Source organism: Streptomyces sp. NPDC014727, assembly GCF_043083485.1.
In the GTDB taxonomy this organism is placed as follows: Bacteria; Actinomycetota; Actinomycetes; order Streptomycetales; family Streptomycetaceae; genus Streptomyces.
Map to the genome: position 1 here is coordinate 1 of NZ_JBIBYR010000051.1, position 21,656 is coordinate 21,656.

Annotated in this window: 14 protein-coding genes and 2 pseudogenes; 12 read left to right on the forward strand and 4 right to left on the reverse strand. The window is 72.5% G+C overall.

Annotated features, from left to right (window positions below):
* The 3 genes from ACF1B9_RS36830 to ACF1B9_RS36840 form a co-directional block, all read left to right on the forward strand.
* The coding region (locus ACF1B9_RS36830; protein ID WP_391746946.1) for a group II intron maturase-specific domain-containing protein at nucleotides 1-751 on the forward strand (751 nt) is incomplete at its 5' end.
* A gap of 607 nt (nucleotides 752-1,358) precedes the next feature.
* Nucleotides 1,359-2,309: an SDR family NAD(P)-dependent oxidoreductase gene (locus ACF1B9_RS36835; RefSeq protein WP_391746947.1), complete on the forward strand. Its 951-nt coding sequence runs from the start codon at nucleotides 1,359-1,361 to the stop codon at nucleotides 2,307-2,309.
* Nucleotides 2,310-2,910: 601 nt separating this feature from the next.
* Nucleotides 2,911-3,090 carry a hypothetical protein gene (locus tag ACF1B9_RS36840; protein ID WP_391746950.1) on the forward strand — a complete coding sequence of 60 codons (180 nt, stop codon included), beginning with the start codon at nucleotides 2,911-2,913 and terminating at the stop codon, nucleotides 3,088-3,090.
* Nucleotides 3,091-3,098: 8 nt separating this feature from the next.
* On the opposite strand, the pseudogene ACF1B9_RS36845 reads toward ACF1B9_RS36840, so the two are convergent.
* Nucleotides 3,099-3,410 (reverse strand): annotated as a pseudogene (locus tag ACF1B9_RS36845) (helix-turn-helix domain-containing protein); the annotation flags it as partial.
* Between the two features lie 49 nt (nucleotides 3,411-3,459).
* Nucleotides 3,460-3,858: a VOC family protein gene (locus ACF1B9_RS36850; RefSeq protein WP_391746948.1), complete on the reverse strand. Its 399-nt coding sequence runs from the start codon at nucleotides 3,856-3,858 to the stop codon at nucleotides 3,460-3,462.
* Nucleotides 3,859-3,951: 93 nt separating this feature from the next.
* Here ACF1B9_RS36850 and ACF1B9_RS36855 point away from each other — a divergent pair, with 93 nt between their 5' ends.
* Entirely contained in the window at nucleotides 3,952-4,941 is a 990-nt protein-coding gene (locus ACF1B9_RS36855; protein WP_391746949.1) for a helix-turn-helix transcriptional regulator, read from the forward strand.
* A 44-nt stretch (nucleotides 4,942-4,985) separates the two neighbouring features.
* Here ACF1B9_RS36855 and ACF1B9_RS36860 read toward each other — a convergent pair.
* Nucleotides 4,986-5,319 (reverse strand): annotated as a pseudogene (locus tag ACF1B9_RS36860) (transposase); the annotation flags it as partial.
* 271 nt (nucleotides 5,320-5,590) lie between these two features.
* Here ACF1B9_RS36860 and ACF1B9_RS36865 point away from each other — a divergent pair.
* A complete protein-coding gene (locus ACF1B9_RS36865) occupies nucleotides 5,591-6,262 on the forward strand; it encodes a hypothetical protein (protein ID WP_391746673.1) in 672 nt (223 codons plus the stop codon).
* Between the two features lie 261 nt (nucleotides 6,263-6,523).
* A complete protein-coding gene (locus ACF1B9_RS36870; RefSeq protein WP_391746672.1) occupies nucleotides 6,524-7,267 on the forward strand; it encodes a VOC family protein in 744 nt (247 codons plus the stop codon).
* A 367-nt stretch (nucleotides 7,268-7,634) separates the two neighbouring features.
* Here the strand turns inward: ACF1B9_RS36870 and ACF1B9_RS36875 are convergent, their stop codons facing one another.
* Nucleotides 7,635-7,826, reverse strand: a complete 192-nt coding sequence (locus ACF1B9_RS36875; protein ID WP_391746671.1) for a hypothetical protein — start codon at nucleotides 7,824-7,826, stop codon at nucleotides 7,635-7,637.
* Between the two features lie 162 nt (nucleotides 7,827-7,988).
* On the opposite strand from ACF1B9_RS36875, the gene ACF1B9_RS36880 reads away from it, so the two are divergent.
* The 6 genes from ACF1B9_RS36880 (at nucleotide 7,989) to ACF1B9_RS36905 (ending at nucleotide 21,569) form a co-directional block, all read left to right on the forward strand.
* Nucleotides 7,989-8,447, forward strand: coding sequence for a hypothetical protein (locus ACF1B9_RS36880; RefSeq protein ID WP_391746670.1), 459 nt, complete (start codon nucleotides 7,989-7,991; stop codon nucleotides 8,445-8,447).
* A 413-nt stretch (nucleotides 8,448-8,860) separates the two neighbouring features.
* Nucleotides 8,861-9,727 carry a DUF4132 domain-containing protein gene (locus ACF1B9_RS36885; protein ID WP_391746669.1) on the forward strand — a complete coding sequence of 289 codons (867 nt, stop codon included), beginning with the start codon at nucleotides 8,861-8,863 and terminating at the stop codon, nucleotides 9,725-9,727.
* Entirely contained in the window at nucleotides 9,724-14,637 is a 4,914-nt protein-coding gene (locus ACF1B9_RS36890) for a DNA-binding protein (protein WP_391746668.1), read from the forward strand. The genes ACF1B9_RS36885 and ACF1B9_RS36890 overlap by 4 nt, the downstream gene beginning before the upstream one ends.
* Nucleotides 14,638-14,788: 151 nt before the next feature.
* Complete coding sequence (locus ACF1B9_RS36895; RefSeq protein WP_391746667.1) at nucleotides 14,789-15,943, forward strand: AAA family ATPase; 1,155 nt, start codon at nucleotides 14,789-14,791, stop codon at nucleotides 15,941-15,943.
* Nucleotides 15,940-19,701 carry a DUF5682 family protein gene (locus ACF1B9_RS36900; RefSeq protein ID WP_391746666.1) on the forward strand — a complete coding sequence of 1,254 codons (3,762 nt, stop codon included), beginning with the start codon at nucleotides 15,940-15,942 and terminating at the stop codon, nucleotides 19,699-19,701. The genes ACF1B9_RS36895 and ACF1B9_RS36900 overlap by 4 nt, the downstream gene beginning before the upstream one ends.
* Complete coding sequence (locus ACF1B9_RS36905; RefSeq protein ID WP_391746665.1) at nucleotides 19,698-21,569, forward strand: hypothetical protein; 1,872 nt, start codon at nucleotides 19,698-19,700, stop codon at nucleotides 21,567-21,569. The genes ACF1B9_RS36900 and ACF1B9_RS36905 overlap by 4 nt, the downstream gene beginning before the upstream one ends.
* The last annotated feature ends 87 nt before the right edge of the window (nucleotides 21,570-21,656 follow it).

A 21,656-nucleotide genomic window follows, 5' to 3' on the forward strand; every position in this document is an offset into this window, starting at 1 on the left:
AGGCGGCATCCTGTCCCCACTGCTGGCGAACATCGCCCTGTCGGCGCTCGACGAGCACCTGCACGGGCCCTGGGAATCAGGTGGGGCAATGGCCATCGAAGGCAAACGCGCCTACCGGCGCCGCAAAGGTCAACCCACGTGGCGGGTCGTCCGCTACGCGGACGACTTCGTCGTCCTGGTGCACGGCACCGAGGCCGACACCGCGGCACTGCGTGAAAAAGTCGCTGACGTGCTCGAACCTCTTGGTCTGCGTCTTTCGCAGGCCAAGACCCAGATCGTGCACATGAGCGACGGGTTCGACTTCCTGGGCTTCCGCATCCAGTGGAAACGCAAAGGAGGGACGGCCAAGTGGCACGTCTACACCTTCATCGCCGACCGGCCCATCCTGTCGCTGAAGGCGAAGGTCCGTGCCCTGACAGGCAGGACATCGCAGCAGGATCTTGCCACCGTGCTGAAGAGACTCACTCAGATCATGCGCGGTTGGGCCAACTACTTCAAGCACGCTGTCGCCAAGCATGTCTTCGACAGGCTCGACGCTTTCGTGTGGTGGCGCCTCATCCGCATGCTGCGGGAACGTCACCGATGGAGTTGGGGCGACGTCCGCCGCCGGTTCACCACCCCCACCGGGCGGTGGCTTCCGATCGCGGCGGACGGGATCGAGCTGTTCCGGATCGCATCGGTCACGGTCAGCCGTTACCGATACCGAGCCAGCACGATCCCCAACCCTTGGCAGCCTGCGAACCCTGTCTGACGGCAGAGACCGTGGAGAGCCCGCTGCGTTGAGAGACGCACGGCGGGTTCGGCGAGAGGTCCGGAGAAACGGACCGGGAGCAATCCCGGCACCGCGCTCCGGGCCTACTCAGCGAAAGATCTTGCTGGCTCTCGCCAGCAGGAGGCGCGCGCGTCATGTGAGCTGTGCGGACCGCGCGTCACGGGGGACCGGTGAGACCGGACTCAAGATCGCGCACGGAATGTGTGCCAAAACGCGGAAAATCACGGCACTATCGTCAGTGAAAGCGTTCGCGCCGATCACGGGGATGACCGGCACTTCCGGGGAATCAGGCACGATAATCTCGGGCCATGCCCGAGACATCTTTTCCGGACGAAGGAAAAGATCAAGGCGGAGGGCTTGTTGTGCCTGAGCGTCCCGGTTGGCCATTGCGCGTTCCGGTTGGCCGACGTGACGCTCAGCGGCGCGGTGCAGCGATGGGCCAGCACCGCGTCGGGGGGGTGTCGGCCCTCCGGCGGGACTGTCGGTGATCCATAGGCGATGTGTCGGTGGCCGCTGGAACCGTGGGTGTCGAGTTGCCCAGGGGAACAGCCGCAGCCGCCTTCAACAGCAAGGGAGCCCCGTCGCCATGTTGTCCATATCCTCCGCCCCGCCCTGGAATGTCCAACAGCTACCCGGTGCCGATGGCCGCGTCTTCCTGGTCACCGGCGGAAACGCCGGCATCGGGTACTTCGTCGCAGAGCAGTTGTCGGCAACCGGAGCCACCGTCGTACTCGGCAGCCGTAGTCCCGCAAAGGCCGAAGGCGCCACGGCCTCGATCCGTGCACGTGTCCCCGGTTCGCGGGTGCGGGCCGTGCGGCTGGACCTCGCCGACCTCTCGTCGCTCGAAACAGCGGTGGAATCGCTGGAGGTGGAGCGCCTTGACGCGGTAGTCCACAACGCTGGTGTCGCGCTTGACGACCTGCCGCGCAAGGAGACCGGGGACGGTCACGAGCTCATGTTCGGCACGAACCACCTCGGGCACTTCGCCTTGACCCAGTGGCTGATGCCGCTGCTGTCGGCTGCGCCAGCGGCCCGCGTTGTGACCATGGGCAGCTTCGCGGCAAAGTCCGAGCGACTTGACCTGGACGACCTGCAGTCCTGGAAGGACTACCAGCCCAAGCGCACCTACGGCCGCTCCAAGTTGGCACAGATGTACTTCGGCGTCGAACTCGACCGCCGCCTGCGCGATGCCGGCAGCACGGTGGCGAGCGTGGTGGTCCATCCCGGCGGCGCGTTGGACTCCCTCACCCCGTCACGGCCACCGGTCCATGTGCGAACTACCGGCGCACGGCTGAGCGCGGCACCTGCGGCCCTCCTCGTCCAGGGCAAGCACGCCGGCGCATGGCCCGCGGTCCGAGCGGTGCTCGACCCGGCCGTGCGTGGAGGCCAGATGTGGGGACCGCGCGTCTTCGGCCTACGCGGCGAGCCCCGACGTGAACCGGTGTGGAACCACCTTGCCGATCCCTTGGTCGCGGCGCGGTTGTGGGACGCCAGCTGCGATCTGACCGGCGCCGACCTCAGCACCCTCTCCGGATAGCTCAGGCACGCGCGCGTTGGTCAACAGCCTTGATGCGCGGGTGCAAGCCGTCGGTGTCGAGAATGCCGCGGGCGGCCGCCGGGCCGCGCAGGCGGTCGCGGACGTCTTCGACCCGGATGGCCGTGGGCAGTGGCTCGTCATCGAGGTGTAGGTAGCCGAACGAGGTCAGGCGGGTTGGCTACATACGGATCTTCTGTCAGCCGGACTGATGTGCCGGTTGATCGGTGAAGAGGGGCATGCCGAGATGACAAGCCGGGGGCGGCCGTCGGTGGAAGTCGGGCGGAGGCTGACCTGGAGTCCTTCGACCTCGCCGAGCCAGTCGTTGGCACGGGCCTCGGTGATGCGCTCACGGAGGTTGCGGATGATCTGATGATCTCGATGAGGCAGGGCCGCTGCTGCGGATCGAGCTGGAGCACAGGGCAACGGATGCAGGCGTGTTCGTGCTGGCAGGGGTCCCGTAGAGCCGCCCGCACGTGCCCAGTGACACGCGGTGGAGCCGGTACGCCGTATCCGACCTTGCCGGTGCCGGGACCGGTGCGTTTGGAAGCGCGGGCGGACTCGGCGCCGACACCGTGCATCCGCCACCGTCGCCGGTCGGGATGTGTCCGAGCTTCTTGACGTCGACGTGGACCAGGTCGCCAACCCGGTCGTGCTCGTAGCGGATGACCTCGCGCAGCTGCTCGCCGGTCGGTGGATCGAGGCCCGGAGTCGGTTGACTCCCCGCCTCACCAGGATGCGGTGGACGGCCGCCGTCGCGATGGTGATGCCGTGCAGCCGTTGAAGGCCGGCGGCGAGTCGCGCGGGGCCGTGCTTGGTCTGCCGCCGCAATGCCTCCACCAGGTCGGCGGTGTCCTCGAGGGTGCGGGCGGGGCTGGTGGCGGGGCGGGAGGAGTGGTCGAGCAGTCCGTTCTCGCCGTGCGCGCGCCAGCGGGCGTACCACTCGGCCAGGCAGCGGCGGGAGATCCCGGCTTCCGCGGCGACGTGTGCGATCGGACGTCCGGTGTCGATCCGCAGGCACAAGCGCAGACGTCCTTCGGGGGGCAGCGGTGCGCTCCGGTGTCCCCTGCTGGTGGCGCTCCTGGACTCGGCGGCCGCGTTCACCGGGAGCCCTGGGATCTCAGGGCTCCCGCGTGAGCGGCTGTGCGTGGCGTCAGCGTGCGAACTTTTCGATGGCCGCTGGGGTGACGGGGGTGAAGAAGTTGACGAGGTTGCCGTCGGGGTCGCGGAACAGCAGGGACCGGTTGCCCCAGGGCATCGTGGTGGGCTCGGTGACGAAGTCGGTGACGAAGCCGGTCAGGTTCTGGTGAACGCGGTCCACGTCGTCGACGAGGAACTCGGTGATCACGCTGTGGTTGTCCGCCGGGCGGGCAGAGCCCGGGGCGAACAGCGGGACGGTGCGGGTGCCGGCGATCGCGAGGGTGGCGCCCGTGGACTTGAGTTCGGCGAAGTCTTCGGTGGCCCACGTCGCCCGCGCCCCGGTGGCTCGCTCGTAGAACTCGACGAGGCGCGCTACATCGCTGGTGATGATGCGGATCGAGACGAAGTCCATGGGAATCTCCTTGGCTGTGCTGGAGGCGTGCACTGCGCAGGCTAGGAGAAATAGTGGACAGAATCGGTCCAGTATTCGCGTTAGGCTGCGAACATGCCTCGACCCACCGGCCGCGTGCTGACACTCCTGGAGCTGCTGCAGTCGGGCGGCACCCGGACCGTGGCCGAACTCGCCGACCGGCTCGGCGTCGAAGGGCGCACCGTGCGGCGGTATGTGGACCAGCTGATCGACCTGGACGTGCCCGTGGAATCGGTGCGCGGCCGCTACGGCGGGTACCGGCTCGCCCCCGGGTACCGCTTGCCTCCGCTCATGCTCAGCGACGACGAGGCGCTGGCCGTGCTGCTCGGCCTGGTCGCCGGACGGCGAGCAGGGCTGACGACGACGGAGCACACAGCAAGCGAGACGGCATCGGCGAAGATCCGGCGGGTGCTGCCCAAGCACATCGCCCGTCGGCTCGACACACTCCTGGAGGCTCTCGCCTTCACGGATCAGCCCGGCGAGTTCGACACGCCGGACGCAGGGGTCCTGCTCACCATCGCCGATGCGGTGCGCCACCGCCGGCCGGTCTCGATCCGCTACACCGACCGCGACGGACGGCGCAGCGAACGCACGCTGCACGCGTACGGGATCGTCGCCCATTCGGGCCGGTGGTACGTCACGGGCAAGGACGACCAGATCGGCGAGGACCGAACCTTCCGGCTCGATCGCATCGCACACACGCGGACCCTGCCCGGCTCATTCGAAACACCCGCGGGTCCCGGTCCGGCACAGCGCGTGTTGTCAGGGTTCGCCACGGCCGAGTACCGGCATGAGGTGACCTTGCGGATCCACGGGACGGCTGAGCAGATCCGCGCCCACCTTCCCGCCAGCGTCGCGAGCCTGGAGGAGCACGAGCCCGCGGCACGCCAGGACCGGGCGACCGAGCGCTGGCTGCGCGTCGAGTTGCGGGCGGAGCGGCTCGATTGGTTGCCTCCGGTACTCGCCTCACTCGACCGGCCGTTCGTCATCGAGCGCCCCGATGAACTGCGCGACCTCGTCATCGCGCTCGCCGATCGCCTCACGTCCTACGCCCGCCAAGCCTGACAGCGAGGAACCCATGTCATGAGATGGCTCAACTACTGAGGTTTTCAGGGTGGGGTCGGTGTTGTGGGTGTCAGTCCGGTCCCTGCCAGGCATCCGTCGGTGAGTTGGTGCTGGAGTGGGATGTGTCTGAGGCCCCGGCGGAGTGTTCGGGTGAGGTGGTCCGGGTCCTCGAAGGGGGGTGTTGGCCGTCGGGCCGCGTCGAAGAAGTGACCAGATGTTCTCGTCGGGGTTGAGGTCCGGAGCGTACGAGGGCAGTTGGAAGACGGTGAGCCGGTCGTGTTCGGCCGCGTACTTCTTCATGCCGGCTGTGCGATGGGTGTTGAGGTTGTCCCAGACCACCACGACCGGGCCGCCGAGCTGGACGTGCGCGCGGACCATTCGCCGCCCCGGGCGGCGGCCGATCCAGGGGCCGCGGTGGACGAGATCTTCCGGATGATCGAGGCGGCCTTGGGTCGTCACCTGCCCTTCTCGGCGTGCGCGGTAGGAAAGGGGCCGGTCGGGCTGTTATGAGTCGCTGAACGCTTGGTTTCGGGTCAGACGGGCCCATCCGCTTCTGCTGAGGCGGTCACGGCACCTTCCTCGCGGCGCAACCATGAGCGGCCCTCAGGCATCATGATCATCAACAAGTGATCCACGAGAAGGGGCATCCGTGCACGCAGACAGGCGCTGGGCCAGATCCGCCGTCGCCGCCGCCGAGACGGTGATTCTCTTCACCACCGCCTGCGGGGGACCCTCAGCCCTGGCAGACGGCGACAAGGGCAAGGTGTCGCCCAGCACTCCGGCGGCCGCGAAGAGCTCGCCGAACCCCGACTTCGCGGCCTTCCAGGCCAAGCCCTGTCCAAAGCTCACCGATGCCGGCAGGACCAGAGGCGACCTGATCACCACGGTCATCGGCCCGCGCGAAGACGCCACCGTCCACCCCGGCGGCGAACCGCAGAACGTCCTCGTCAAGCTCTGCAACACCACTGGCACGGCACTCCGCGACATCGCGCTCTCCGCGCAGGTCGAGTGGAACTACGCGGGCGAGCAGCCGCCCAAGCTGACGGTGGAACGGCGCGAGGCCCCCGACGGCGACTGGCACCCCGTCGAGCTGGTCGTGGCCAACGACCAGCCGTTGACCGGCGCTTCCGGTGCACGGGACCTTCCCGCCCACGGCACCCGCACCGTGGAGTACCGGATCAGTGCCGCCGAGGACGCCCCTGCGGGCCGGGGAGGGTTCGGTATCCATGCCGTCCGGGCCGACACAGATCCGCTCGCTATGGAGGACATACGGGGCGGCGGCCACGGAGCCTTCCAGCTCACCACTGCCCCTCGCGCGTGAGGGGCCCGACGACGTCCCCACCTACGGTCCACTGGGAATCCCCACGATCGGGTGCGGGAAGCTGCACACGACGAGGCCGTCCAACTGAAACGCTCAGCCACGCAGGTGTGACTGAGCGTTTCACTTGGCGAGTGAGTAGTTCACCTGGCGGGGCTGAAGCGCTCTGGTTGGCGAGCTGACCATTGCGGCCGGTGAGCGAGTTGATATCTGGTTGGCGACAGTGCCCGCGTCGTTGCAGAGCGGGTGCATAGGATCGTCGGCATGGCACTGCGACCTGTTCAGGTGAATATAAAGGCTCTTGATCACTCGGCGGTCGGCCGGTTCTGGGCGGAGGCGCTCGGCTGGGGTGTTTCCAGCGAGGGCCCCGGCGTGACCAACGTTGAACCTGGCGGCGGCTTTGTTTGGCCGGACCCAGTTGCCGTCTGCATCGACGTCGTTGCCGTCCCTGAACCCAAGACAACAACAAAGAACCGTGTGCACCTTGATCTGGCCACCACCTCTGCGGCCCATCAGGCGGAGTTGGTCGCGCGCCTTCAGGCTCTCGGTGCGACGCCCGCCCACGTGGGCCAGGGCGACGTGCCGTGGACGGTCCTTGCCGACCCGGAGGGCAATGAGTTCTGCGTGCTGGAGCCTCGGGAGATCTACCGGGACACCGGGCCGATCGCCGCGGTGGTGGTCGACTGCGTGGATCCGCGGGCCATGGCACGGTTCTGGGGTGAGGCGATGGACTGGAGCCTGCACGAGGTGACTGACGATCGTGCGGTGTTGCGCTCCGCCAAGGGTGTCGGCCCGTATCTCGAGTTCCTCCGCATGCCCGGCGTGAAGACCGTGCCAGACCGCGTCCATCTTGACCTGCTGCCGTACCCCGGCGACGATCAGGAGGCGGAGGTGAGCCGGCTGCGGGCCCTGGGCGCCACCGACCTCGACCTCGGCCAGGGCGACGTCCCGTGGAGGTGCCTGGCCGACCCGGAGGGCCACGAGTTCTGCATCCTCGGCCCGTCCTGACGCGGAAGCCTCAATGGCACCTTGACACGTGAGCCCTGTTTTGCTCATGCCCCAGGACCCCGGGTGGGTGGGGCTGCGGCGTCTCGGTCGATTCGGGCGGCGAGAGCTTGCGTGTAGAGGGGGCGAGATCAGCTCGCTCGCCGACCACAACGCTCAACTCGCCAACTGAAGTGCTCAGTCACACCCGGCATTCCAGCTACCGGGGACGCGGCGTTTCGCATCCTGGCTCTGTACGCGACAGTGAGTCGTGAACACGCATCCTACGGAAGGATCGTCACGGTCAGCTCGTCCGCGCACCAGGCGCTCTGCACGTCCGTTCCGCCAGCGACCCGGGCTCGGTCGGCGCCACCGGCGAAGGCGAGCACCGTCAGCAGGAACGTCCGGCCGCGCCCTGCAGCTCCATCCCCGCCACCGTCATCGCGTCGGCCTGCACCCGCAGGGCCCCGATCTCGGCCTGCTGCTCCTGGCGGTTACGGGTGCGGCTGGTCAGCCACGACGCCAGGACGGCGATGACCGCCCCGGAGACGAGCGTGCTGGCCAGTTCGATCAACTTGTCCATCCCCGCAGGCTGGCCGTGCACCCGGCCCCGCTCGTTGCGCACCTGACGCACAACCCGTACGCGCCTGTTGCCGCCGGTGCCCCGCCCGAATGACGAGAGATCCCGCCCAGTGCTGCTGCACCGCTGCGCCGCATTGTCAGGGCCTGTCGGTAGCGTCAGGACATGAACCACCCCAAGGACCTGACCGTCGATCAGGCAGAGGTCGCTGTCGCTGTCGTTGCTGCCGTCATCGCCGCCTGGCAGGCGGCCATCGCCCGCAGGTCAGCCGCGCAGCAACTGGCCTTCGCAGAACGCATCCACCGAGAGCAGAAAGAGTCGTACGTCATCGTCGGCATCCAGCCCGACAGTCTGCACGGAGCGCTTCTGCTGGTCGTCGAGAACACTGGCTCAACTGTCGCCCGCAACGTGCGCATCTCCTGCGACCCCCCTGGAGTCCAGCTGGCTCCCCGTGGGGGATGGGCCGGAGCTGACCCAGTCATTCAGCAGGTACTGGCTCGGACCATCCCGATGCTGCCACCGCGCCGCCGCCTTACCTTCCTCCTGGACCAACCCGAGCGGTTCCAGAACACCGAGCTGCCCCGCGTGTACACGTTCACCGTGAACGCGGCTGCGTTCTGGTGAGGTTCGGGGAAGCATGGCGTGATGCCTGACTTGTTGTGGGATGACGTGGTGAGCTTCTTCGGCCGGCTCCCGAGCGCCCCAGACCGGCATGAAGTCGGCATCGTCTTCATACCAGCCGTCGACGTAGAGCGTGCCGCGAAGCCAGCCCGTCGTACGGAGGGCCAACGGCCTGCTCGCAGCGGGGCAGGGCCCTGCTGACGTTCCGTCGGCCGCACCGCCTCCCGCCGTCGGGCGCGGCGCCTACCGTCCCCGGCAGCACCAAGGTCCCTGCCAGGCCGTCGCGAGGGCCCCGCGGACCAACCTGCGTTGTCAGTGCCCCTCGTTAGTCTCCCCTCATATCGCAGTTCAGGGGCTTCGTGGCCCTTGGTTCGGGCTGCGCTGACATCTGATGGACAGGCGGAGGGGCACGGCTGATGGCGTGGCTGGCAGCGGGTGAGGGGTACGAGATCACCCTCGAGGACGGGCGTGTAGTCGCACGGCGCGTCGGGGGGCGGCAGTTGAAGGCGCTGCCGAAGGTGTTGCGCGACAGTCCCGAAGTCGACCGGCTGAGGCAGCTGGCCGAGTGGCTGGACCGGCACGCGGCCTCGTGTGTGGCTCAGGTGGATGCCTGGATGGTGTCGTCGCTTCCGGTTCCGACCGAGCTGATCGCGCGGGTGTGGCCGGACGAGGCGTGGCAGGCGGCGCTGCGTGACATGGCCGTCGTGGGCGACGATCCCGACGAGGTCGGCTTCCTGCGGGACGTCACCGGCGACGGGGAGCTCAAGGCGGTCGACCTCGACGGTGAGACCGTGCGGCTCTCGCCGCGCACGGTGACGCTTCCCCACCCCGTCCTCCTGCCGGACCTGGACGACGTACGGGACTTCGCGGCAGACCTCGGCATCACCCAGAAGGTGGAGCAGATCCACCGGCCGACCTGGGCCAGGCCGGACGGGCCGGATGCCGGGCGTCCTGAGACGGCGACGGAGGTACGGGACTACGCGGGCGGGAAGTTCGCCTCGCGGTTCGGTCTCGCGGCGCGCGCCACGGGCCTCGGCTACCGGGTGTCCGGTGGCTACGCCACGTGCAAAGTGCGTGACGGGGGCCGCAGCACGGAGGCGTCGGTGTGGATCGGCGAGCCGTACTGGGACGGGGAGTCGGAGACCGGCGGGCTCAGCTGGCACGACGAGGACGGCCGCGCGGTGCGGCTGACCGAGGTCGGGCCGGTGGCTTGGTCAGAGGGGATGCGCATGGCCGCTGCGCTGTACGCCGGCCGCACGATCGAAGAGGGTGGGAACGCGTGACCGGGACGGTTGGGAACGACAACAAGGAGCTGCTCGCGGCAGGCGCGGTCCTCCCGGCCGACGCGCGGGGTGCGGGCTCTTCAGCGGTCGAGCTGACCGCGCGGGCCTATCGCCACGCGGTGCTCGGCGAGGATCGGGTCGTCGTGCGGCTGGCCACGGCCGAACTGGGCCCCGCCGAGGACCTCGCCGTCGGCTTCCTCGGACTCGAGCCGCAGGGCGAGCCGGCCGTGGTCGGTCTCGGTCGGCGCCAGGAACTCGGCTTTCCCGAGTGGGTGCTGGTGCACCACCCCGAGGACGGGCACCACGCCCTGGCGGTCGTGCCGGAGCTGGACCGGCTGGCCCGGCAGGCCAAGACCAAGCCCAAGGCCGCCCTGGATGCCTGCCACGAGCTGGCCGGGCGGCTCGCCTCGGCCGTCCCGCACTTCCTGCCCGTCTTCTACGAGCAGGCCGCGCGGGTCTTCCTCGGCGTCGAGAACAGCACGTACGCCGGCCAGCTGTTCGGCCGTGCCCGCACGAGCGAGGGGCAGCACGGGCTGACGGTCGACGAGGACCGGCTCGACGCCGTGTTCCTGGAGTTCGCCCTGGCCGGCGCGCTGCCGGTGAAGGTCCTGACCGGTTACGGAAAGGACCTGTCGGCCAGGCTCGCGCCCGTCGAGGCGTACGAGCGGTTCCGGCGGCTGTGCGTGCGCCGGACCGCCGGCGGTCTCGCGCCGTCCGCCCAGGCCGCGGTGGAGCTGAAGCGGCTCGCCCGCGCCGCGGCCCTGTCCGGCAACGAGACGGAGCAGGACCACCTCGCCGAGCTCCTTCCGCTGCCGGCCACCATGCGGGCCGCCGCCGGTTGGTGGAAGTCGCACCGCGGCGCGCTGGTCGCGCTGGCCCGGTGCGTTCCGTCCGTGCGGGGCACGCTGCTGTCGATAACCCCGCCCGGGGACAACGGGGAGATGACCGAGCTGTGGCCGGGGATCCTGGCGGAGTCGGGGGCCGACGCCGGTCTCGCGGACGCCGACCTGCCGCAGGAGGAGCAGTGCTCCGACGGCGCGGCGGGCTGGCTGGAGCGCTTCCATGCTGCCCGGCATCGCGGTTGGGGGCCGCGCCCGACGCCGCCCGCCCTGCTGGAGCTGGTCGAGCGGGCGGCCGGCCGGCTGCGCGCCGATCTGGCGGGGCGCCCCGAGGGCGAGCGCTTCCTGCGGATCGGTGTCGAGGACGTGAACCTGCTGGACCTCCTGCTCTCGCTGGAGATCGCGGTCGCCGACCCCGAGGAGGAGTTCGCCCATCACCAGCGCGGCAACGCCCTGAACCTGTCGGACTGGGCGCGCGGCGAGGAGCCGCGGGACCTGGTCGCGCTGGCGGCCGACCCGCGCTTCCGGCCCGCCTTCGGGCGCGGGGCGAACAGCTACAACAGCGCGTCCTCCGGTGCGGACGTGATGCGGCGGCTGGCCGCCTCGCCCGGCGGCCGCCCGATGCTCACCGAGTGGATGCGCGAGGTGGCCGCCTCGTCGGTGGCGGCCGGGCTGCCCGGACTGCCGAAGGCGATCGAGCGGCTTTCGTGGCTGCCCTCCGAGGCTCTCGCGCTCGCGCCGCAGGAGGTCGCGGCCGCGGCCGGTGCCGATCTCGGCGAGGCCGTGGCGCGCACGCTTCGGGGCGGTCTGTGGGAGGAGCTGCGCTGGCCGGCGTGGGAGGAAGCGCTGACGGAGCTGGCACCGGGGCGCCACACCACCGAGGGCCTGACGGTCGTCGAGGCCTGGCCGTATCTGATCGTGGCCAACGCGACGCAGGTGCGCGTCATCGACGCCGACTCCACCGTTCTCGTGCACGATCTGCGGGTGCCCACCACGTCCGTGTGGCGGACGGGCTTCCACTACGTGGACGGTGCGCTGCTGGTGTTCTGGAGCACGTACGGTCGCGGCGAGCCCCAGGGCTACTGGCACACCGCGCCCGACACGGTGTTCACTCTCGCTGGCGCCGACTCCTGGGCCATGCGTTCGGATCACCTCAGCCTGCAGCTGCCCGGCGGCGGCCGCACCACCGGCGGCGGGGTCCTCCACAGCGGCGACACGAAGCTGCCCGCAGAGCGCGCGCTGCTGTCCGACGGCACGTCGTACTGGGTGTGGCAGGACAGGGACGGGGAGGACAAGGGCGGCTGGCTCGAGTACGACCCCGTGGCCGGCGTTTACGGCCGACGCTCGCAGCCCGGCTTCCTCGCCGACGCGCTCCTGCGGCACGCCCCCGGGGCCGAATCGGCGGCCGGCTCGTGCTGGCTGCGGCCCGCCCCGGCGGTGGCGGGTTCGGCCCAGGGGACGTCCACGGAAGGGCTCCTCGGCTGGCGTGTCGTGCGGCTGCCCGACGGCGGCCACCACGGCGAGGACACCACCGGACGAGTCGTCACCCTTCCGAAGTGCGCCGACAGGCCGGTCGCCGCGCTGACGTTCCCCGGCGACGACCGGCCGCGGGCATTGACCCAGCAGTGGCGCGAGCTGTCGCTCAGCGACCCGGAGGGCATGGTCACCACGACGGCCCAGTGCGACCACCGCAACGAGCTGTACGGGACCGCGGCTCAGGCCCTGCCGCCGCTGCCGTACCTGTACATGCTGCGCGCGCGTGATCCGCAAGGGTCGGCGGCGCTGCGGGGCGCCGACGCGCAGTCGGCCGGCGTCCTGCTGAAGGCGGCCGTGCTCGCGGAGCGGGTGGCGGACCTGCCCGAGCTGGTGAGTGCCGCGCTGCCGCAGGTCTCGGCACCCGAGCTGATCGCCGGCGTGGTGAAGGTGTTGCGCTTCGCGGTGCGGCAGCAGAAGGCGCTGGACGCCGTGGCCGCACGGCTCGACCCCGCCGCCGAGCCCACGGAGGTCCGGGTCCAGGGACCGAGCGACCACGTGCTCGCCAAGGCGCTGCACGGCATCGTCAATACCGGCTACTACCGCTACGGCGCGGACACCGACGTGACCCACCGTTACCTGGAGACTTTGGCGTCCGCGCGCGTGGACACCGCCGCCACGGCACTGCCGGGCCGACTGCACTTCGATCTGCCGTCGCTGCCCTACTCGGGACTGCCGTTCGTCTCGCTCCTGGACGCGCCGGCCGCGATCGCCTACCGGGCCGTCGCGCCCGGCAGCGACCCGGCACACCGGGCAGCCCTGCTCGAAGTCCTCGGCCGGGTGGACGCGCTGGGGCTGGCCTCGACGGCGGCGTCGGCCGGTCACTGGCGCCGGGTCCTGGTCCGCCTGGCGACGTCCCACCTGCACACGCCGGACGGCCAGCGGCACAACGTCGCGCACCGCAGTGTGCTGCCCCTGGGCGGCGGAGTGGTGCTCGGCATCACCGAGCACAACTCCGGCGTCGACGACGGGTGGGAGTTCGGCGCGCTGCTCCACGACCCGAGCGGCCGTTTCGAGGTGCCCGGCCCCTACACCGTGAGTGGTGAGGCGCCAGTGGGGGACCGGGTGCGCGGCGCCGACTGGCTGAGCGGCTTCCTCGGGGAGGCGCGGTCCCGTGAGGCGGTGCCCTTCCTACCGGAGGCCGCCGACGAGTTCAGCCGCCTCACCGGTGTGTCCCGGGCGCTGGCCCGGATCGTTCTCGCGGGCATGCCCGACGTGGACAGCTGGGAGAACAACTTCCTGCCGACCGAGCTGCGCAAGTCGCTCGGACTGAAGGTGGCCGAGGCGGGACACGCCCGCGACGAACTGCGCGCGCTCCCGATAGAAGTACGCCGGGCGGTGCTCGCGGCGCTCCTGCCCCACGACCCGGCACGGCTGTGGAGCGAGGGCCCGGACGTGGCGTCGGCGGCCACCCTGTGGAACGAGAAGGTGGGACGGCGCCGGCAGGTGCCCGACTGGCTGGCGGCGGAGGCTGCGCGCGCCGCGAGCAGCGGCTGGCCCGTGCACCGGGCGCTCCCGGCGCTGCTGGAACCGGCGTCGTCGCCGGAGCTCGGCGTCGACGTGCCGTGGCGCATCGAGGGCGATCACCCGGCGACGGCGTTCCCCGCCGATGCGCCGTTCACCTCGGCGGTGCTGGCCGGCTCGATGAGCCTGACGGCCTGGCTGGCCCACCGGCTGCCCGCCGGCGATCCGGTACGGGCGGCGCTGCCGAGTGCGCTGATCGCCGTGCGGCAGCGTCTTGCGGCACCCGATCTGCTGCTCTGCGCTGGGCACTACACGAGCCTCGCGGACTTCCGGAAGGTGGCCGGCGTCCCGACGGAGACGGCACCGGACCACGAGCGGTACGGCGCGGTGCTCATGGCCACGCAGGACGGCCAGCCCCAGCCGGCCATACGGTCCGCCCTGCTGGACTCCACCGGCTCCGACCCGTACCTGGTGGCACTGCGCGGCGCCGATCAGCAGCCGACCGGGGTCGAGGCGGCCCTACGGCGGGCGCACGACCCGGCGTTCGCACGGCTGCTGGCCGACCCGGGCGCGCCCGCGGCCGGCGCGGCGGACGACGAGGGCCTGTGGTGGCCGCAGGATCCGTCCCGTTCGGTGCCCGAGCGGGTGGCCGAGGTCGCCGAGGCGCGCGGTCTGACCGCCGACGCGGCGACGCTGTACCTGATGTTGCTGGCCATGCCCGACCCGACGGACCGCAACACCGCGCGATGGACGGGGTGGAAGCCGGCCCGCCTCAAGGCGGCGCGGGCCGAACTGGCCGAGACCGACCTGGTGGTGTCGGCCGTACGGGCCCGGGCGGGACGCTCGCTGTTCTTGCCGGGCGCCTGGGCGGAGCAGTCGGCGCCCGTCCTGCCCGTCGAGCAGTGGAAGCTGCCGATGTACGGGGTGGCCACGGGTGGTCGGCCGGTGCTGGGCGCCCTGGTGCCGGCCGAACCGGCCGCGGAGCTGTTCGGCCGGGCCTGGCAGCGGATCCTCGACGGCGACCTCCCGCGCTTCGAGGAGCTGAAGGTGCGGCGCACGAGGCGCCGCCGCTGAGGCACCGTCACTGCGACTCCGTCGAACGGCACCTGAGCCGCCGCTGACCGGCCGCCCGTCGTCAGCACGGCGCGGCGCGCCCGCCCCGGGTGCGCCGCGCCGGCCCCCGACCCGTACGCACACCTGTCGAACCATGACGAAGGAAACCCGCATGACCGTCACCGAACAAACCGCACCCGTCCGGCAGGGCCAGCCGGCCGAGGAGCGCCACGCCGCCGAACTCGCCTTCCTCGCCGTCCAGGACCCCGGCCCGCGGCCGCCCGGCTGGGCGCTCACCCCTCGCGCGGTGGTCACGTTCGTCTGCGGCAGCGACGGCGTGGAGCTGGCCCTGCCCCGGCGTCGCGCCGGTCTGCCGTCGAAGCTGGCGATCGCCCCGAAGTTCGTCGGTGAGCGCGCGCTGGTCGAACGCTGCGTGGTCACCCTCGCCGGAGAGCGCGGGCTGCTGCTCACCGGTGAGCCCGGTACGGCCAAGTCGATGCTGTCGGAGCTGCTCGCGGCCGCTGTCAGCGGGACCAGCGCCCTGACAGTGCAGGGCACGGCGGGCACCACCGAGGACGCGTTCCGCTACGGCTGGAACTACGCCCTGCTGCTGGCCCAGGGCCCCACCCCGCAGGCCCTGGTGGACTCCCCGGTCCTCGCCGCCATGCGGGCCGGACGGGTGGTGCGGGTCGAGGAGATCACCCGCTGTCTGCCCGAGGTTCAGGACGCCCTCGTCTCCATCCTGTCCGACCGGCGGATCAGCGTACCCGAGCTGACCGCCACCGAGGACGCGGCCGTCCGCGCCGCCCCCGGCTTCACCGTCATCGCCACCGCCAACCTGCGCGACCGGGGCGTCTCCGAGATGTCGGCCGCGCTGAAGCGCCGTTTCAACTTCGAGACCGTCGACCCGATCGCAGACGCCGACGCCGAGGCGGTCCTGATCCGCCACCAGGCTGTCGCCGCCGTGCAGCGGGCGGGCGCGGCCTTCGCCGTCGATGACGCCGTTCTCGACGCCCTCGTCACCGTCTTCCGCGACCTGCGCTCCGGCCGCTCCACCGAGGGCTGGGACGTGGAGCGGCCGGGCACGGTCATGTCCACCGCCGAGGCTGTCCAGGTGGCGGCGTCGCTCGGGGTCGCGGCCGCCTACCTGCCCAGCGAGGATGTGCTCGACCTGCTGCCGGGACATCTGCTCGGCGTGGTCCGCAAGGACGACCCCGCCGACCACGCACGGCTGCTGGGCTACTGGGACGGCCCGGTGCGCCGCCGCGCCGAGAACGGCTCGGCGATGTGGCGCCGGCTCTGGGACCTGCGCGGGAGCCTGCGTTGACGACCGCCGATCCACGGACGGCCGTGGATGCACTGGCCGCATCGCGTGCGCCGTACCTGCTGGGAGTGCGCCACCACAGCCCGGCGCTGGCCGCGGTGGTACCCGCCCTGCTGGAAGAGGCGCGGGCGGAGGTGGTCTGCGTCGAGCTGCCGACCGACTTCCAGCCCTGGCTGGAACACCTGGCGGACCCCGAAACCGTCGCCCCGGTCGCCCTGGCCGGGGCGGGCGAGGGGGGACGGCTTTCGTTCTACCCGTTCGCGGACTTCTCACCGGAGCTTGCTGCGGTCCGCTGGGCCAGAAGCCGCGGGGCGGAGGTCGTGTGCTGCGACCTTCCCCTCGGCGACCCGCGCTGGTCGGCGGGGGCACATGGGCCGGTGCGCGAGCCGGACGAGAGCGAGGCCGTACGTCCGAAGGCCGATGCGCCCTTGGGCGCCGCGGGTGCGCTCGACGCCGGTTGCGACCCTGCTCCCGGCGACGGGACGGCGCGGGTGCGGCGCTCGTACGCCGAGGCGCTCGCCGCCGCCGGGACCGGCCGGGACGGTGACGACCTGTGGGACCGCGCGGTGGAAGTGCTGGCTCCGGGGTGCGCCCCGGACGCGGTGCGCCGAGCCGCACTGGGCGTGGGCTGGGCCCTGCGCGCCGACGCCGCCGTACCCGCCGCCGACCTTGCGCGGGAGGAACGGATGCGGCAGGTGATCGCCACTGCCTCGGCGGACGGGCGCCGGGTGGCAGCCGTGATCGGCGCCTTCCACGCACCCGCGCTTCTCGCGTCCACGGAGGCGGATGGCAGAGCGGAGGCCGGGGCCGGGACGGAGGGCGTCTCCGGCGCTACGGGGCGGGCGGCCGTCCCGTCCGAGGCCGGGCCGCGCGGTGCGGGGCCCCGCACGTGGCGGTCCGGTCCGGACACGGCAGGGGCTTGGGCGGCTGGCAGGTCTGGGGAAGACGGCACCGGGGCGACCGAGGGCTCGGCGGTGGCCTCCCTCGTGCCGTACTCCTTCGACCTGCTCGACTCCCGGTCCGGCTACCCGGCCGGGATCCGCGACCCGTTGTGGCAGCAGGCAGTGCTCACCGCCGCCGGCGATCCGGAACGGATCCGGGAGGCGGCTGCCGACGCGGTGACCGGCCTGTGCCGCGAGATGCGCCGCGGCGGTCACACCGCGGGAACCGGCGAGGCAGCCGAGACGCTGCGCCTGGCCTGTGACCTGGCCGCCCTGCGCGGACTGCCCGCGCCCGGGCGCGGCGAACTCCTGGAGGCCGTCACCACCGTCCTCGGCCAGGGCGAACCCCTCGGCCGGGGCCGGGCCCTGGCCCGCGCGCTTCAGGCCGTGTTCGTCGGCACCGCACGCGGCCGGATCAGCCCGCACGCCCCCCGGTCCGGTCTCGGCCCCTCGGTCGAGGCCGAGCTCGCGGAACTGCGGCTGCCCCGACCGGACGACCCCGACCGCCGCGACCTGCGCCTCGACCCGCTCCGTTCGCCGCTGGACGGCCGCCGCGAAGTGCTGCTCCAGCGGCTGCTGGTGATCGGCACCTCGTACGGCGAACCCCTGGACGTGGCGAGCACGGGCGACGGCACCGCGCTCGGCACCAGATGGCGTCTGACGTGGACGCCGTCCGTGCCCGCGCGCCTCGACCTCGCGGGCGTGCGCGGGGTGACCGCCGCCCAGGCCGCTGCCGGCACGCTCGCTACGACCGCGCGCCACGAGGCCGCCGAGGGCGGCCCCACCCCGGCCCAGATCCTCACCGGGTTGACCGCCGCCGCGCGCTGCGGCCTGCCCGAACTGGTCGACGCGCGCCTGTACGAGGCCTCCGCCGTGCTGCCCGACAGCGCCGACCTGCCCGAGCTCCTCCAGGCCCTGGACCTGTTGGACGGGCTGCGGCGCGGCCACTACCCCGGCACGATGCAGGACGCCCGCAAGAGGGCCGACGCGCTCACGGAGGAACTCCTTGAGGTCGCGGTCCGGTCCCTGCCCGGCCTCGCCGGGAGCGACAGCGGCGCCGACGCCGGGGCGCTGGTGGCGCTGGCGGACCGGACGGCCGCCCGTCACCTGGGCCTGCGACTGGACCGGGCGCTCGCCGAGCTGGCGGCCGAGGGCTCCCCGCTCATCCAGGGCGCGGCCCTGGCCGTACGCGTGCTGCTCGACCTGGACGACGCGGCCGGGCTGGGCGAGCGTACGGCCGGCTGGATCGACGGGGCCACGGCCCCCGACATGCGCCGGGCGCTGGCCAAGCGTCTTGCCGGGCTGCTCACCGCCGCCGGTCCGCTGCTCCAGGCGTCGCCGGACGCGCTCGCCGCGCTCATGGACCGGATCGACACCCTGGCCGACCAGGACTTCCTCGACCGGCTCCCGGCCCTGCGCGGCGGCTTCGACACGCTGGCCCCGGCCGCGCGCGACAGGCTACTCACCACCGTGACGGAGCGGCTCGGCGACCGGATCGACCTGTCACTCGACGCCCCGCCCGAGCTGCTCGCCCTGTGGGCGGCGGCCGACGCGGCCGGAACGGCAGCGCTGAAGGCCCTGGGCCTGCCAGGCGCAAACGCCGACGCAGGAACGGACCCGGGCCCGGACTCGGCCGACAATCCCCGCCCCGCACCCCCACCCGCAGCGGACAGCGCCGCCGCGGACGACGCGGACCGACGGCTCGGCCGTGCCGACCGCTGGCGGCTGCTGCTCGGCCGCCACAAGGAACGGCTCACCGGCGACGCGCGCCGCTACGCCCACGCCCTGGACGAGCTCTATGGCCGCGGGCGCGGCGAAGGCGCCCAGGACCTGGACGGCGGCGCACCAGGTCAAGGCGGCGGTCAGGACCCGTCCTTCCCCACCGCTCGGGAGTGGGCGCAGGAGCTGGAGGCCCTCTTCGGCACCGACGTACGCGAGGAGGTCCTCGCGGAGGCCGCCGACGCGGGTCGCACCGACGTGCTCGCGCAGCTCGATCCGGCGGCGGTACGCCCGTCGGTGGAGCTGCTCAGTTCGGTGCTGTCCCTGGCCGGAGGCATGCCCGAGGCCCAACTCGCCCGGCTGCGCCCGCTGGTGAAACGGCTCGTCGACGAACTGTCCCGGGAACTGGCCACCCGCCTGCGCCCGGCGCTCACCGGTCTGGCCACCCCGCGCCCGACCCGACGACCCGGCGGGCGCCTCGACCTCGCCCGTACCCTGCGGGCCAATCTCGCCCACACCCGGCAGACGGAGGACGGCCGGCTCGTCGTCGTACCGGAGCGCCCGCTGTTCAGCACACGGACGAGCAAGGAGGCGGACTGGCGCCTGGTCCTCGTCGTCGATGTCTCCGGATCGATGGAGGCGTCGGTGATCTGGTCGGCGCTGACGGCCGCGGTCCTCGGCGGGGTTCCGACCCTGTCCACGAACTTCCTGGCCTTCTCCACACAGGTGATCGACCTGACCGACCGGGTCGAGGACCCGCTGTCGCTGCTGCTGGAGGTCCGGGTCGGCGGTGGTACGCACATCGCGGCCGGTCTCGCGCACGCGCATTCGCTGATCACCGTGCCGAGCCGCACGCTCGTCGTCGTGGTCAGCGACTTCGAGGAGGGCGCACCGCTCGGCGGGCTGCTGGGCGAGGTGCGTGCCCTGGCGTCCTCCGGCGCCCATCTGCTGGGCTGCGCGGCGCTCGACGACACCGGCACGCCGCGCTACTCAGTGTCCGTGGCGCGCCAACTCGTCGCGGCCGGTATGCCGGTGGCCGCCCTCAGCCCGCTCGAACTCGCCCGCTGGGTGGGCGACCGCCTCCGTGGAGAACCCCGTTGAGCACCGAACTCCTGCCTCCCGTCGCCCCCGACGTCCTCGCCGACGCCGTGGAGCAGCTCAGCGCACGGCTGCGCAAGAAACTCGACGCGGCGATCTCGGGCTGCGCCGACCAGGCCTCCGCCACGGCCGACGAGGCGGTCGAGGTCCACTTCGGCGAGGACGCCACGGTCACGCTGCGCCCAGGCCCGTCCGGCACGGTCACGAACGCGGAACAGGCCGTGTGCACTTGCCTGTTGGCCCCGCGCTGCCTGCACCGGGCCGCGGTCCTGGGCGCGGCACCCATCGCCGGTGGGGAGGGCGACGCGGGCGGGGGTGACGACTCGGGTACGGGTAAGGCCGCAGGCTCGGGCACAGCCTCCGACACGGGCGCGGGGCCCGAGGAGGCCGCACCCACCGCCCCCGCCGGCGACGTTGCGGCCACGGCGGTCGCGTCGGCCGCCCTCACCGCGGCGCAGGTCCTTGCCGCCACGGCGCTGTGGGATGCCGCCGCCGAGGCCCTTTCCGCCGGCGTCACGGCGGGCGGCGCCGTGGTGCAGGCCGAGCTGCTCCGCGCCGCCCACACCGCGCGGCTGGCCGGGCTGCCGCGGGCCGAAGCGTCCGCGCTGCGAGTCGTACGGAGCCTGAGGGCCGCGCGGGAGCGGAGCGAGGGACAACGTCTCGCCGACCTCACCGGAGCCTTCCGTGAGCTGCTGGCCGGCACCGCCCTGCTCGCCTCCGGAGCGGCCGACACGGAGGCGGCGGGCCTCGCGCGCCGGGTCTACGAACAGGGCGGCAGCCTGCGGGTGTACGGCCTGTGCCGGGAGCCGGTGCTGTCCGCGACGGGGTACGGCGGAGTGACCACGCACCTGGTCGGTTCGGACGGCGCCGGATACACGGTGTCCGACGTGCGCCCCGGTGGCCTCGCCCGCGTGAAAGGCGCGGGGTCCGCGTCCGTGGCGCTCGGCGGTGCCGTCCTCGACCACGCCGGGCTGGCGCGCGGGGGTCTGCGGATCGTCGGCGCGACCGTCTCCGCGGACGGGCGCCTCGGGGCAGGGCGGGGGGTCAGCGCGACGCCACTGCGCGGGGTGGACTGGTCCGAGGAACCCGCCGCCGCCCTCTTCACCCGACCGGTGCAGGAGGCGATGGCCGCCGTGCTCGCCGACGGCGCGCCCGAGGCAGGCGGGCCCGGCAGTACGGCGCCGAGTCTGCTGGGCTGCGACGTTGAGGTGATCGGTGCAGCCGGCGACTCTGTCGTCGTCCGCGTCGCCGGTGAGGGACCGCTGTTGCGGCTCCGCCCCGCACACCCCCAGCCGGAGCTGCCGCATGCCGCCAACCTGCGCCGGATCGCCGAACACCCAGGGCTCGCCCTGCGTGTGCTCGGCCGGCCCGACCTGGGCCGGGCGGCGACGCTCCGGTCGCTGGCGGTCGGGCCGGTGCCGGGGGCGTCCGCCACGTTGTGGCTGCCGGACGCGTGGAAGGGCCGTGCCGACCTGGGCTACGACCGGCTCCAGGGCGAGCACTTTCCTCGCGGGACGGCGGGACCCGCGGCCTGCGGGCCGGTCACCGTGGGCCCCGACCCGCTGGCGGAGGCACCGCTGTGGCGTGTCCGGCGCCTGCTGGAGACGGGCGTCGCGGGCGGTCGCCGTGCCGTGGCTGAGGCGGGCCGCGGGACGGACGCGGCCTCGCTCTCCGCCCGCCTGACCCGGGCGGAGCTCGGCGGAGCGGCCCACCTCGCACAGGCCCTGACAACGGAGGCGGGCCGCCGCCCCCGCGACACCTTCGGCCGCCTGACCGACCCCTCGGCCGACGCCTACGCGAGGGCCTGGCTCGCCTCGGCCGTGCACCTGGCGGCTGCGGAACGCTCGCTGGTGGCCGCGTCCTGGTCGTGACCTACCGCTGAGCCCACCGGGCCGCCTGGGCCGCCCGGTGGGCTCAGGCGGTCCCGGGCCCCGGTCCTCCCGGCGTTCCGCACCACC

Bases quoted from the DNA above. Each gene is read 5' to 3' on its own strand.
- ACF1B9_RS36870 (WP_391746672.1), top strand. From the start codon at position 6,524: ATGGCACTGCGACCTGTTCAGGTGAATATAAAGGCTCTTGATCACTCG.
- ACF1B9_RS36855 (WP_391746949.1), top strand. From the start codon at position 3,952: ATGCCTCGACCCACCGGCCGCGTGCTGACACTCCTGGAGCTGCTGCAG.
- ACF1B9_RS36850 (WP_391746948.1), bottom strand. From the start codon at position 3,858: ATGGACTTCGTCTCGATCCGCATCATCACCAGCGATGTAGCGCGCCTC.
- ACF1B9_RS36835 (WP_391746947.1), top strand. From the start codon at position 1,359: ATGTTGTCCATATCCTCCGCCCCGCCCTGGAATGTCCAACAGCTACCC.
- ACF1B9_RS36895 (WP_391746667.1), top strand. From the start codon at position 14,789: ATGACCGTCACCGAACAAACCGCACCCGTCCGGCAGGGCCAGCCGGCC.
- ACF1B9_RS36875 (WP_391746671.1), bottom strand. From the start codon at position 7,826: ATGGACAAGTTGATCGAACTGGCCAGCACGCTCGTCTCCGGGGCGGTC.
- ACF1B9_RS36880 (WP_391746670.1), top strand. From the start codon at position 7,989: ATGAACCACCCCAAGGACCTGACCGTCGATCAGGCAGAGGTCGCTGTC.
- ACF1B9_RS36885 (WP_391746669.1), top strand. From the start codon at position 8,861: ATGGCGTGGCTGGCAGCGGGTGAGGGGTACGAGATCACCCTCGAGGAC.